12 protein-coding genes are annotated in these 13,804 nt (G+C 27.6%); 1 reads left to right on the top strand and 11 read right to left on the bottom strand.

Translation table 11 applies throughout. The features are described from left to right. Positions 1-120 precede the first annotated feature (120 nt). From H8923_RS04510 to dapF, 10 genes are all read right to left on the bottom strand, one after another. Positions 121-828: a zinc metallopeptidase gene (locus H8923_RS04510; RefSeq protein WP_153924042.1), complete on the bottom strand. Its 708-nt coding sequence runs from the start codon at positions 826-828 to the stop codon at positions 121-123. 25 nt (positions 829-853) lie between these two features. Then, complete coding sequence (locus tag H8923_RS04505) at positions 854-1,585, bottom strand: DUF116 domain-containing protein (protein ID WP_153924040.1); 732 nt, start codon at positions 1,583-1,585, stop codon at positions 854-856. Between the two features lie 8 nt (positions 1,586-1,593). After that, positions 1,594-2,523, bottom strand: coding sequence for a methionyl-tRNA formyltransferase (gene fmt / locus H8923_RS04500; protein ID WP_153924039.1), 930 nt, complete (start codon positions 2,521-2,523; stop codon positions 1,594-1,596). A gap of 15 nt (positions 2,524-2,538) precedes the next feature. Next, positions 2,539-2,979, bottom strand: a complete 441-nt coding sequence (gene def, locus H8923_RS04495) for a peptide deformylase (RefSeq protein ID WP_153924036.1) — start codon at positions 2,977-2,979, stop codon at positions 2,539-2,541. A 20-nt stretch (positions 2,980-2,999) separates the two neighbouring features. Beyond that, positions 3,000-5,489, bottom strand: a complete 2,490-nt coding sequence (gene priA / locus H8923_RS04490; RefSeq protein WP_153924034.1) for a primosomal protein N' — start codon at positions 5,487-5,489, stop codon at positions 3,000-3,002. A 125-nt stretch (positions 5,490-5,614) separates the two neighbouring features. Beyond that, on the bottom strand, positions 5,615-6,808 hold the full coding sequence (coaBC, locus tag H8923_RS04485; protein ID WP_153924032.1) for a bifunctional phosphopantothenoylcysteine decarboxylase/phosphopantothenate--cysteine ligase CoaBC: 1,194 nt from the start codon (positions 6,806-6,808) through the stop codon (positions 5,615-5,617). 3 nt (positions 6,809-6,811) lie between these two features. Next, on the bottom strand, positions 6,812-7,081 hold the full coding sequence (rpoZ, locus tag H8923_RS04480) for a DNA-directed RNA polymerase subunit omega (protein WP_153924030.1): 270 nt from the start codon (positions 7,079-7,081) through the stop codon (positions 6,812-6,814). A 1-nt stretch (position 7,082) separates the two neighbouring features. Next, on the bottom strand, positions 7,083-7,700 hold the full coding sequence (gene gmk, locus H8923_RS04475; RefSeq protein WP_153924029.1) for a guanylate kinase: 618 nt from the start codon (positions 7,698-7,700) through the stop codon (positions 7,083-7,085). A 31-nt stretch (positions 7,701-7,731) separates the two neighbouring features. Further along, positions 7,732-8,613, bottom strand: coding sequence for a YicC/YloC family endoribonuclease (locus H8923_RS04470; protein ID WP_153924028.1), 882 nt, complete (start codon positions 8,611-8,613; stop codon positions 7,732-7,734). 1 nt (position 8,614) lies between these two features. Beyond that, positions 8,615-9,445 (bottom strand): diaminopimelate epimerase, encoded by an 831-nt coding sequence (gene dapF / locus H8923_RS04465; RefSeq protein WP_153924027.1) that lies wholly within the window; start codon positions 9,443-9,445, stop codon positions 8,615-8,617. 250 nt (positions 9,446-9,695) lie between these two features. Between dapF and H8923_RS04460 the strand changes: the two genes are divergently transcribed. Beyond that, positions 9,696-11,477 (top strand): Rqc2 family fibronectin-binding protein, encoded by a 1,782-nt coding sequence (locus tag H8923_RS04460; protein ID WP_153924026.1) that lies wholly within the window; start codon positions 9,696-9,698, stop codon positions 11,475-11,477. Between the two features lie 56 nt (positions 11,478-11,533). Here H8923_RS04460 and H8923_RS17605 read toward each other — a convergent pair whose 3' ends face one another. Continuing rightward, complete coding sequence (locus H8923_RS17605; protein ID WP_153924025.1) at positions 11,534-13,801, bottom strand: M56 family metallopeptidase; 2,268 nt, start codon at positions 13,799-13,801, stop codon at positions 11,534-11,536. Positions 13,802-13,804 lie beyond the last annotated feature (3 nt).

Here is a 13,804-nt window from a genome sequence, read left to right as displayed (position 1 = left end):
GTATCTATTTGATTAGATGAAAATATAAATTTTAAAGCCAATATCAGCATTTTTAGCTATATGACTTTAAAATTTATATAACATCCATCCCAGATACCCGATTCTTAAGACAGCCCCGTTTTAATCATCATTTCTTTGAGCTATTGCTACTAACCTTAATAGCTGAAGTACTGATGTCAATGCTGCTGCAACATATGTTAATGCTGCTGCTGTAAGTACTTGTTTACTTCCCCTTAATTCTTTACCTTCTACTATCCCTAAATCACCAAGTTGAACTAAGGCTCTACTTGATGCATTAAATTCAACAGGTAAAGTGATTAATTGGAATAATACAGATGCTGAGAATAAAATTATTCCTATTTGTAAGAAAATACCTCTACTCATAAATAAACCTAATGCTATTAGTAGCCATGATATATTCGATGCAAAATTTACAACAGGAACTAAGCTACTTCTTATACTAAGAGGAGCATATCCTTTAGCATGCTGCATTGCATGACCACATTCATGAGCTGCTACTGATACAGAAGTTATTGATGTCCCATAATAAATATCTTGAGACAATCTTACAACTTTTCTTCTTGGGTCATAATGATCACTTAAGTGACCTCTAACCATTTCTATATCTACATCATATAATCCATTCGTATCTAATATTTTTCTTGCTACTTGTTGCCCATTATATCCTCTATGAGCATTCACTCTTAAATATTTATTTGTAGTGCTACTTACTTTAAATTGTGCATACATAGTAAATAATATAGCAGGAATTAATATAAGCATTGTTCTATCTGGATAAAAACCACCGTAATAACCATATGGATACATAATTTTCAACACTCTCCTATTTTAACTATACTGTGAAGAAGCTTATAGCATTTTCAACTTCTTCTACATCTATACATGTATCTACGCAAGGACCATTTGGTCTTTTATTAAATACACCTAAAACTGGTATTTTACTTACATCTTGAACTCCAGTAGTTAAATCTCTTTCACATGCAACTGCTATAACAGCCTTAGGTTTATTTTCTAAGATCATTTTTCTAGCTAAAGTTCCTCCTGTAGCTACAAATATATTCACATTTTTATTTTCCTTTAACCTAACTAAGTCTCCTATATTACATAGTCCACATTGTTTACAGTTTTTTATATCTGTAGTAACCTTTAACTTGCAGCTACTTTTTTGTACACAATGAGGTATAAGAATTAGTATATCCTCATTTTTTAAATTATACTTCTGACTATGTATATATTTATTATTAAGTTTTACATATACTTTTCTTATTTCATCTTTTGAAATACCTACAAGAGATGCAATTTTTATCATCATCGGAAAAATAAAATTTACTATTTTAAAGTTAATATTCATAATTTTCGAATTTATATCCGTACCTATAATTACTTTATAAGTTATTATAGTTGAAAATATTATAGCAGTTACTATTAACACCACTATAATATTTACCGATACTTCAAATAAATGAGTCAAGTTTAATAAAAAAACATTAATAATAGATACACCTACCATAATAATTCCCAACAAAATAATTATAGTAGTAATATATTTTTTTGCATCGATCATTTTGACACCTAACCTAAAATTTCATTACTTTCTATATTGTTTCCCTTTATATATTCTTCAACTAAAACTCTTTTCTTTCCTGGCATTTGGATTTCTTTTATTAAAAGTACATTATTCTTAGTACTTACTCTTATACCTTCTTTGTCAACCTTAAGTATAGTTCCAGGATGTTTATCACTAGTTTCATTTAATACCTTAGTCTTCCATACTTTCATAGTTTGACCTTTATAAGTTGTATAAGCACTTGGCCATGGGTTTACACCTCTTACTAAATTGTGTATTTCTCTCGCAGATTTAGAAAAATCTATTTGCCCTAATGTTTTATTCATCATAGGTGCATATGTGAATTCTTCGTGATTTTGAGGTATTCTTGGTGCCTCACCTTTATCTATTAATTCAATAGTTTCTTTTAATAATAACGCTCCTTCTTCCTTCATTATGTCATGAAGCTCTCCTGCTGTTATTTCATTATTAAGTGCGAATTCAGAAGTAAGTATCATATCTCCAGTGTCTAAACCTTCGTCCATGTACATTGTTGTTACACCTGTTTTTTCTTCTCCATTTATTATTACCCAGTTTATAGGAGCTGCACCTCTATATTTTGGAAGTAAAGAAACATGCACATTTACACATCCTAACTTAGGTATATCTAATATTGACTTTGGAAGTATTTGACCAAAAGCAACAACAACTATTAAATCTGGATTTAACTCTCTTAGCACTTTTACAAACTCTTCATCCCTTGCTTTTATAGGCTGATATACTGGTATATCATATTTTAATGCAAGTTCCTTAACTGGTGGCGTACCCATTTTTTTACCTCTGCCTACAGGTTTATCAGGTTGAGTTACAACGCCTAGTATTTCATGTTTTTCATCTATTATTTTTTGTAAACACCCAACAGCTATATCTGGTGTTCCCATAAAAACTATTTTCATTTAATCAGCTCCTACTTACTTTTCTATTTTATCAACAAATAGTATACCATCTAAATGGTCTATTTCATGACAGAATGCTCTTGCTAAAAGTTCTTCTCCTACTATTTCAAATAATTGACCTTCTCTATTGTATGCTCTTACCTTAACTGTATATGGTCTTCTTACTGCTCCAGCTTCTCCAGCTACACTTAAACATCCTTCATCGTCTATTTGTTCTCCTGATGTTTCTATTATCTCTGGATTTATAAGTTCTAATAATCCATCTCCGATATCTATAACTACTACTCTTTTTAATATTCCAACTTGAGGTGCTGCAAGTCCTACACCATCTGCTTCATACATAGTATCAGCCATATCGTCTAATAATTGGATTATTTTATCATCAATTTTTTCTACCCTTTTTGATATCTTTCTAAGTACTGGCTCTCCTATTTGAACTATTTGTCTTAATGCCATTTTTATATTCCTCCTAAAAATTATAATACGCTATTTGGATTAATATCTATGGATATATTAACATCCTTATTAAATACAACTTCTCTTTTAGTTATACATATATATTTTATTATACCCTTTAATAAATTAATTTCAATATTATCATCTTTAAATAATATTTGCCATCTATAATTGTGATTTATTTTCGAAATAGAACAAGGATTTGGACCTAATATAAAATCAAAATCTTTTATCCCTCTATTTTCTAACAGATAAATTATAGAACTATACATACTCCTAGCATTTTGTTCTACTATTTTTTCATTTGATCCACTAATTACAACACTTAACATATTATTAAAAGGTGCATATCCAAATGCTTTTCTTATTTTTATTTCATCTTCATAAAATCCTTCAAAATCATAATTTATAGCTCTTCTAATTGCATAGTGATCTGTATCATAAGTTTGAAGTATTACTTTACCTTCCTTTTCTGCTCTTCCTGCTCTTCCTGCAACCTGTGTGACTAGTTGGAAAGTGGTTTCTGCACTTTTAAAGTCTGGAAAGTTTAATATCATATCTGCAGATAATATTCCAACTAAAGTTACATTCTCAAAGTCCAATCCTTTTGATAACATTTGAGTTCCAATTAATATATCTGCTTCTTTGTTTCTAAATTTGTTTAATATTTCTTCTATTGAACCTTTTTTAGATGTAGTATCTTTATCCATCCTTAAAACTTTTACGTTTTCAAATAGACTTTTGATTTCTTCTTCTATTTTCTGAGTTCCAGTTCCAAAAGGCTTAACATAATGACTACCACAATCAGGACATTCCTTAGGTATTTCTTTTTCATATCCACAATAATGACAACGCCCTACATTTTTACCTTTATGATATGTTAATGATATATCACAGTTTTCACATTGAAACACATATCCACAATTTCTACAAGATACAAAATTTGCATATCCTCTTCTATTTAGAAATAAAATTACTTGATTATTATTTCTAATAGCATTTTCTATTTCACAATGTAACTTATGACTAATAATACTTTTATTTCCATTAGATAATTCATTTTTCATATCTATTACTTCTATTTTTGGTAATGGATTTTTGTTTGCTCTATTCTTTATAGTTATTAAATCATAGTCACCATTTACAGCTTTATAGTACTCTTCTATAGACGGTGTTGCTGATCCTAGTACTAAAGATATATTTTTCTTCATAACTAAGTACCTCGAAACCTCTATAGCACTGAATTTAGGATTTTTTTCTGATTTATATGCTCCTTCATGAAATTCATCAATAATGACTACTCCTAGACTATTAAAAGGTGCAAATAAAGCTGATCTTGCTCCTATTAATATTCTTATTTTACCTAATTTTATAGCCTTATAAACATCATGTTTTTCCCCTTCAGAGAGTTTACTATGGAAAACTCCTACCACATCTCCAAATCTATTTTTAAATCTAGATATTGTTTGAGGAGTTAAAGCTATCTCTGGAACTAAAACGATACTATCTAAGCCTTGATTTAAAGCATAATCTATAATTTCCATATATACTTCTGTTTTACCACTACCAGTTACACCATGAATCATATAAGGATTTTTATTCTCATTAAACATTTCTGAAGTTATTTTATTAACAGCATACTCCTGTTCTTCATTTAAGACAACTTTTTTATTATCTGACATATAAATATCTTCTGGACTTCTGTAATAATCTTTTATTTCCAAGGTAATTAAATTTTTACCTATAAGTGAGGTTACACTTTGCTTTGAAGCATTAAGAATTTCTAATAGATCATTAATTTCTACACTACTATTATGTTTCAAAAACTTCACTATTTCTTTTTGCTTATTGCCCAGATTTATTTTGTTTCCATGTATATAATCATCTACATAATCTTTGTCTATTCCTAAAGATACATAGCATATTTTCTTTTCATTTTTATGGTCTTTATATTCCCACTTTATATCAATTATATTTTTTCTTTTCATTTTATCTAATATATTATTGATATTTTTAATTTTTTTAAACTTGTCTATTTTTATCTTACCTTTGTTATTTATAAGTTCATCTAATATAAACTTTTCATTTTCATTTAAGTCTAAATTTTTCTCATATAAATCTCTGCTCTGTAACTTATCTATATCTAAAGTTAGTATAGCAACCTTATAATTGTTCAACTTATATCCCTTAGGATAAATTAAATTTATACAATCTATATAAGTACATAAGTACCTATTTTTCATCCAACGAACTAGTTCTAAATCTTCTAGTTTAAATATAGGTTTTTCATCTAATAAGTCAATTACATCTTTTGTTTTTATACCTTCTTCTATTGTAGCTGTAATTTCAAAAACAAAGGCCTCTGTAGGCTTGTTCCCTCTTCCAAAAGGAACTAGAACCCTGTGACCAACTTCTAATTCATTTTCTAGAAAGTCTGGTACTTCATATGTAAATAAGTTGTCCGTATACATGCTATTGTTTCTAACTATAACTTTTGCATATGTTCTCATATATTAACCTCTATTTTCTATAATTAAAATACCTTTTACTTTCACCATTCTTATCTAAAATTTAAGGGCGTGTCTCATAATAAAGAATTAATATAAATTCTTTTCTATGAGACAGCCCCTTATTTTTATAATAACGATTTAACTTTATCTAAAATAACATTAGCTACTTCTTCTTTTTTCATAATAGGATATTCTGAAATAATTCCGTCTTTATCTATAATTTTAACTATATTAGTGTCAACACCAAAGCCAGCACCTTCTTTAGTTAAATCATTTGCTACTATAAAGTCTAAATTTTTCTTTTTAACTTTATTTTTAGCATTTTCAATAAGATCATTAGTTTCAGCTGCAAATCCTACTAATATCTTATCATTTTTTATTTTTCCAATTTCATAAGCAATATCTTTATTTCTATCTAAATCTATAACTAAGTCGCCATCATTTTTCTTTATTTTTTTATCACAATAACTCTTAGGTTTGTAGTCTGCAACTGCAGCACTTTTTATAATAACTTGATTTTCTTCTAAATTATCTAATACCGCTTCATACATTTCTTGTGCAGACTCTATCTTTATAAACTTTCTTAGATTTTTTGGTGGATCTAATTTTGTAGGTCCAGAAACTAATGTTACCTCAGCACCTCTTTCTATAGCTTCTTTTGCTATTGCATATCCCATTTTTCCAGTAGAACGGTTAGTTAAGTATCTTACTGGGTCTATAGACTCTACAGTTGGTCCTGCTGTAATCATTATTCTTTTGCCTTTTAAGTCTTGTTTTTTTGTAAGAGCATTAACAACAGCTTCAACTATATTTTCTGGAGATGCAAGTTTTCCTTTACCCATATCTCCACATGCTAGTCTTCCACTTTCAGGCTCTATAAAATCATAATTTAATGCTTTTAATGTATCTATATTTCTTTGTACAATAGGATTTTCATACATGTTTGTATTCATTGCCGGAGCTATTAAAACTTTTCCTTTTGTAGCCATAACTGTAGTAGAAAGCATATCATCGCTTATACCGCAAGCTATTTTTCCAATAACATTAGCAGTTGCTGGTGCTATTAAGAATACATCTGCTTTTTTTGCTAAAGATATATGTTCTACATCCCACGTTTTAGGTTCTTCAAACATATCACTAACTACATAATTTTGACTTAAAGACTGAAAAGTTAGAGGTGCCACAAATTCTGTAGCAGACTTTGTCATTATTACATGAACATTTACACCAATTTTTTTTAATCTACTTACTACATCACAAACTTTGTATACGGCAATTCCACCACTTACGCCAATTACAACAGTTTTATCCTTTAGCATATCTTATTCCTCTTCTTTATTTATAGCTTCTTGTTCTTGCTTTTCTTCTAACTCTGCTAGATCTATTTCTTCTTGAGTTAATAATCTATATGTTATTTCACCTTCTGCAACTTCTTGAGTTGCTATACATACTGGCTTATTTTCTTTTTGCTTATTTTCTACATATGGAGTAGATCCATCTATTATTTCTCTCGCTCTTTTTGCAACAGTCCCTACTAAGTAATATCTGTTATCTATTTTGTTTAATACTTCATTGATTGATGGTTTTATCATTTTATAACTCCTCCTTAAACTTCTCTATTATATTATTCTTATATCTAGTAACTTTATTCTTTTCTGAAGATATTATAGCTTCTAGCTCTTTAACTGATTTTTCAACATCTTTATTAACTATAAAGTAATCATAGTCATCTATTTGATTTATTTCTTTAAATGCACAGCTAAATCTTTTTTCAATTTCTTCTGCTGTTTCAGTCCCTCTTCCAACTATTCTATTCTTTAATTCTTGTAAAGATGGTGGAAGTACAAACACAAAAATCCCTTCTGGATAAACTTCTTTTACTTGTCTAGCTCCTTGCATTTCTATTTCTAATATAACATCTTGACCTTTATCTAATGTTTCCATTATCGCAGACTTAGGTGTTCCATAGAAATTATCATAAATTTGAGCATACTCTAAAAATTCACCTTTTGCTATCATACTAGTAAACTCTTCCTTTTCTAAGAAAAAGTAATTTACTCCATGAACTTCTCCATTTCTAGGCTTTCTTGTAGTAGCAGATACTGAAAGCTTTATTTGGTCATTTTGGTCTAATATTGCTTTACATATTGTACCTTTTCCTGCACCAGATGGTCCGGATACAACAAGTAATAGGCCTTTTCTTTTAACCATTACATTTCTTCCTTTCTATTGTCTATTTATACTATTCTATATTTTGTATTTGCTCTCTTATCTTTTCTAATTCGCTTTTTATTTCAACAACTAAATTTGTTATATTTAAATCAGATGACTTAGAACCTATAGTATTTGTTTCTCTATTCATTTCTTGAATTAAAAAGTCTATCTTTCTTCCTATAGACTCATCTTTAACTATAGTATTTCTTAATTGTCCTATATGACTTTTAAACCTTACTATTTCTTCTGTTATACTACTTTTATCTGCATATATAGCAACTTCTTGAGCTAATCTATTTTCATCTATTAAACTTGGATTATCTAATATTTCATTTATTCTATTATTTAGCTTTTCTTTATAATCAATAACAACATTATAAGAATTATTTTCAATCTCTTCAATTGTATTTTGAAGAATATCGCATCTTTCTAATACATCTTGAGCTAGTTTTTGTCCTTCTTCACTTCTCATTTCTTTTAACTTAGTCAATGTTTCCTCTAAGGCTTTACTTAACATTGACCATAGTAAGTCTTCATCTTCTTCTTTTTCCTCTGTTTTTATTATATCTGGGAATTTAGCAACATTCATAACACTAATATCATCAGCTAGGTCAAATTTATCTCTTATTTCTCTTAGTATATTTACATATTGATTTGCTAATGTTTCATCGAACTTTAAGTTTACATCTTCACTACCTAACAAGTCAAGCTTTATGTATATATCAACTCTACCTCTTTTTATATAATTTTTAACAAAGTTTCTAGCCTTATCTTCTAAAAAAGATATCTTTCTAGGAAGACGTATGTTTATATCACAATATTTATGATTGATTGTCTTGCACTCTACTAAAAAGTAGTAGTTATCATCTTTATATTCTCCTCTTCCAAAGCCAGTCATACTAATAGCCATATCATACCTCCAAATTTCCTTCACATATTTTTACTGAAGGTCCTGTCATATAAACAAAATCTTCTATATCTATTTTCACCGCTCCACCTTGCGAGGAAACATTTACACTTTTATCTACCTTATCTAGATAGTTACAAATAACTGCTGATGCAGTCATACCTGTTCCACATCCTAAAGTATATCCGCAGCCTCTCTCCCAAGTATTCACAGTAATATTATTTTTATCTACCACTTTTACAAAGTTTACATTTGTACCTTCTGGGAATATTTCGTATTTTTCAATTTCCTTACCATATCTTTCTACTTCCTCTAGATTAAGCTCATCTACTAAAATAACAGTATGAGGAACACCCATATTCATTGAGTTTAAATAAAATTCTTTATCTAATATTTCTACTCTTTCATTAATGAATATATCTTTATTAGTAACTACAGGTATATCATTTGGAAAAAAACTACCTTTTCCCATGTTTACCTTTATAGAGTCTATCTTATTATCTTTTAAATTTATTTTTATTTTTTTTATTCCATCTATTGTATATACATCAAATTCTTCTTTTCTAACTATATTATTGTCATAAACAAATTTTACAAAACATCTTAGTCCATTTCCACACATTGCAGCTCTAGAACCATCTGAATTATAATAAACCATTTCCACATCCGCATTATCAGCATTTTTAACCACTAATATACCATCTGCACCTACTGAAAATCTTCTATGGCACACTACTTTTGCAAATTCACTGTAATTATTCGCATCTATATTATCTTCTCTACCATCTATTGCTATAAAATCATTCCCTATTCCATGTAACTTCCAAAACTTCATCTAATCGCCCCTTTTATATAAGTTACTAACTAAATATTATACAACATTACTATATTAAAATAAATAAGTAGATTAATTTTTACAATATAATATTATTATTGAAAAAAACATAAGAATAAAATAGCTAAATGATTGTAAATATAAAAGATATTAAGTATGTTTCATATTGATTGTGTATGCTTACTATTCACATTATGATTATTATGTGTAATAATTAATTTACTAATATTTATATGAAAGGAGTGTTTTTATGGCTTTAGATGGTTTAGTTATCCATTCATTAGTTGACGAGCTTTCTACTAAACTTGTTGGCGGTAAGGTTGATAAAGTTCATCAGCCTGAGGATGATGAGATTGTTTTACATATAAGAAATAACAAAGAAAATTATAAATTAGTTTTAAGTTGTAGCTCTTCTAATCCTAGAGTTTATATTGCTAACGATTATAAGAAAGAAAATCCTAAAAAAGCACCTATGCTTTGTATGCTTTTTAGAAAGTACATACAAAGTGGAAATATAGTTGGTATATCTCAAGTTGGATTTGAAAGAATAATAAAAATTAGTGTTGATTCATTAGATGAGTTAAAGGAAAAAAGCACCAAAGATATCTACATAGAAATAATGGGTAGACATAGTAATATAATTCTTACCCATAACTTAGATAATAAAATTATAGACTCTGCTAAAAGAATACCTACAAGTATAAGTAGAGTTCGCCAAATACTACCAGGTCTTACTTATGAATTTCCACCAACACAAAGTAAGTTAAACCCTCTTAATAATATCTCTAATAATGATTTTATAAATGCTTTAAACTCGTATGAAGGTCCTATTTTCAAAGGAATTTATTCTAAGTTTTTAGGTATAAGTCCTATTATTTCTAAAGAAATATGCTATAGAGCTAATGTGAATGAAAAAGCTAATATATATAATTTATCAAGTTTAGAATTAAACACTTTATACAATGAATTCAATAATTTATTTAAAGATGTAAGAAATAATAATTATTCTCCATGTATAGTTGTTAATGAAAAGATAGATAGAGTTGTCGACTTTAGTTGTATAAATTTAAACCTTTACAATGAATTTAAATTCATAATTAAAGATAGTATGTCTACCATATTAGAAGATTACTATAAAACTAAGGATATAAAAGATAGAATTCACCAGCGTGCTTCTGGTTTAAAGAAAAGTATTTCAATAAAACTTGAACGACTTTATCATAAACAAGAAAAGCAAGAAGAAGAATTAAAAGAGGCTGAAAATGCAGAAATATATAAAATAAAAGGTGAGCTTCTTACAGCTTATATTTATATGATTCAAAAGGGAATGGAAAGTATAGAGGTTCAAAACTTCTATGATCCTAAATATGAAAACATTAATATTTCTCTTAAGAAGAATTTAACACCTTCTGAAAATTCTCAAAGGTATTTTAAAAAGTACAACAAGTTAAAAACAGCTAAGAAAGAAATAACATCTCAAATGTCTATTAATAAAGAAGAAATAGATTATTTAGAGAATATACTTTTAAACATCGAAAACTGTGAAAATTTAGATGAGCTACAAGATATAAAAGATGAACTTATATCTCTTGGATATTCAAAGGCTTCAGGTAAACTTAAATCAAAAAAAGAAATTGCTAAACTTACAACTTCACCACATGAGTTTATATCTTCTGATGGGGTAAAGATACTTGTTGGAAAAAATAATAAGCAAAATGATCACCTTACACTTAGAATTGCAGATCCCGATGATATTTGGATGCATACTAAAAATATTCCAGGTTCTCATGTTATAATTAAGTGTGCAGGTAAAGAAGTCTCAGAGCAAACTATTTATGAAGGTGCAATGTTAGCAGCTTACTTTAGTAAATCTAAGATGTCTTCACAAGTCCCTGTAGATTATACTAAGAAAAAACATGTTAAGAAACCTAGTGGTTCTAAACCAGGTATGGTTATTTATGAAACTAACAGTACTATGTATGTAACTCCTACAGAAGAGATGGTTGCATCATTAAAAAATAAAAATAATTAATGCAAAATGGTAAACAATCATTTAACTAATAATTGTTTACCATTTTTATTTCTAAATTATTTCACATCATGTTTAATTTCTTTTATATCATTATCATAAATCTTATATTGATGCTCTTCAACTACAGTTTTACTTTCATCAATTTTCCTATATACAACAACTTCGTATTCATCACTATCGGTTTTCATGCTAGTCTCATACACATATCTTATACCATCTATAACCTTTTCGCTTGTACCTAACCAAGTTGGATAATCATATAACTCTACTACTGAAAATAATTTATTTTGAACCTCTACACTTAGATACATATCCAAGTACTCTTTTTCATATTTTGAATTAAAATCATAATCTATATTTATATCTGTATTTCTATTTATACTATCTAAATATTTTTTTGCTTGTAGTTTTTGCTCTTCACTTAGTTTTTCTCCATACTTATCACTATTCATTACCTTAGGAATTAAATAAATCGGAAACATTTCTTTTATAGAATTTATATACATTCCACCATCCATAACTTCTTTGTAATCTATAAAATAGAAATTATTATTTTCATCTTTTTCAAATATAAGAATCATCGGAATACCCCATGCTCCGCTTACAAGTGTAAATACATCATTTTCAAATTCAAAGCTTCCATAATTAACTATTGTATATACGTATAGTCTATTTTCAATTCCTTTTTTTCCTAAAATCATATGAGCTTCTGAATCTAGTTCTCCTATATAATAATCTTCATATATAGAATTTTTCACAGCACTTGATATTGCTTCATCTAAATTCGAACTTATTTTTCTATATTTAGATATCTTTTGTAATAGTACATTAAATTTTTCTTCATCTGTACTGTAATAACCTATATTATCTAATTCTAATATATTCTCTATATCATCTCTAGTAAATGTAAATTCATATTTTGCTTTTATCTTATCACTGTAAGGTTTATCTAATATATAATAATCTAACTTATCTACATTTTCAATTAGTGAAAATATAATAACAGAATTTATAAATAGTTCATTTTCAATATCATCCTTATTTTTATTTATGTTATTTAAATTATAATAAACTTTAACAGCATAAAGTTCTTCACTAGTTGATAACTCTATTCTTTCTTTAAAACTTCCAAACCCTAAACTTTGTATAAGATTGTTAGTATTACTGTTATCTCCTACATATGAGTTTTTATATTGAATTAAATTTTCAAAATTACCTTTTACTCTATCATCTGTAAAACTATTCTGGCTTGTCAAAAGAGTACTACCCAAAATTAATACACAACTAATTCCTATAATACTTATTAACTTCTTTTTATTTTTAAATAGGCTAGAGTTTTTTATCATCTCTATTCTTTTCTTAATAATTTTTTTATCATCGGCCATACCTAATACTCCTATATTTTTAGGTACTATACTTATTCTCTCAATGATTGTTATAATAGTCCTTGCATAATTTTTGTACTCATCTTCATTTAACTTAGAAACTACCATTTCATCTGTAGCCAGTTCCATGTCTTCTCTGATTTTTTTAAAGAAAAACCATATAAACGGATTGAACCAGTGTATGCATTGGAGTAATACGAGTAAATAATTAACTAAAATATCTTTTCTTTTATAATGAGAAAGTTCATGTAATAATATATATTTAATTTCATCATCTTTTAAATCTAGCATTGCATTTGGAAATAATATTGTAGGTTTTATTATCCCAGAAAGTGCAGGTGTTCTAATATCATCATTAACAACTAAATTAATATTGACTTTTATATTCATTATATTTTTACATTTTTTTAAAATAAATTTTATATTTTCATTTGCTATATTTTTATTTATCTTAACTTGCTTTTTTAATGTAAAACACATAAAAATTGATATAAATAAAGTTGTAATAAAACCTGCCATCCATACTAATGGTAATACATTCATAAACCCATATAAATTATTTATACTTTTATTTATATCTATACTTCCATTATTACTAATAGGTAAAACTTTATTTACTTTTTCACCCGTATTGCTTGATATGTACTCATTTTTTTCTTCATAGTTATCATTATGCTTACTTTCTAAGGATCTATTAATAATCACACTGCTATCTACTATTGTATTATTAACTATGTTCGATGGAATCTTATTAAATAAACTTATGCTACTTTGCGGGCCAAATGGAATTACCAGTTTTATTATTAATACCATCCATAAAAGATATGTCCATTTTCCACTTATTTTATCTTTTAGAAGAGTCTTTACTATAAGAATTACAATTCCCACTATACTTCCATATATAGACGCCTGTAAAACTAAATCCCATAATTTTTCCACTAT

Origin of the sequence: Romboutsia faecis, from assembly GCF_014323405.1 — a bacterium.
GTDB lineage: Bacteria > Bacillota > Clostridia > Peptostreptococcales > Peptostreptococcaceae > Romboutsia_E > Romboutsia_E faecis.
Note: the sequence above shows the minus strand (reverse complement) of the source record. Positions and strands in the feature narration are given on the sequence as shown.

Bases quoted from the DNA above. Each gene is read 5' to 3' on its own strand.
- H8923_RS04510 (WP_153924042.1), bottom strand. From the start codon at position 828: ATGTATCCATATGGTTATTACGGTGGTTTTTATCCAGATAGAACAATG.
- H8923_RS04505 (WP_153924040.1), bottom strand. From the start codon at position 1,585: ATGATCGATGCAAAAAAATATATTACTACTATAATTATTTTGTTGGGA.
- fmt (WP_153924039.1), bottom strand. From the start codon at position 2,523: ATGAAAATAGTTTTTATGGGAACACCAGATATAGCTGTTGGGTGTTTA.
- def (WP_153924036.1), bottom strand. From the start codon at position 2,979: ATGGCATTAAGACAAATAGTTCAAATAGGAGAGCCAGTACTTAGAAAG.
- priA (WP_153924034.1), bottom strand. From the start codon at position 5,489: ATGAGAACATATGCAAAAGTTATAGTTAGAAACAATAGCATGTATACG.
- coaBC (WP_153924032.1), bottom strand. From the start codon at position 6,808: ATGCTAAAGGATAAAACTGTTGTAATTGGCGTAAGTGGTGGAATTGCC.
- rpoZ (WP_153924030.1), bottom strand. From the start codon at position 7,081: ATGATAAAACCATCAATCAATGAAGTATTAAACAAAATAGATAACAGA.
- gmk (WP_153924029.1), bottom strand. From the start codon at position 7,700: ATGGTTAAAAGAAAAGGCCTATTACTTGTTGTATCCGGACCATCTGGT.
- H8923_RS04470 (WP_153924028.1), bottom strand. From the start codon at position 8,613: ATGGCTATTAGTATGACTGGCTTTGGAAGAGGAGAATATAAAGATGAT.
- dapF (WP_153924027.1), bottom strand. From the start codon at position 9,445: ATGAAGTTTTGGAAGTTACATGGAATAGGGAATGATTTTATAGCAATA.
- H8923_RS04460 (WP_153924026.1), top strand. From the start codon at position 9,696: ATGGCTTTAGATGGTTTAGTTATCCATTCATTAGTTGACGAGCTTTCT.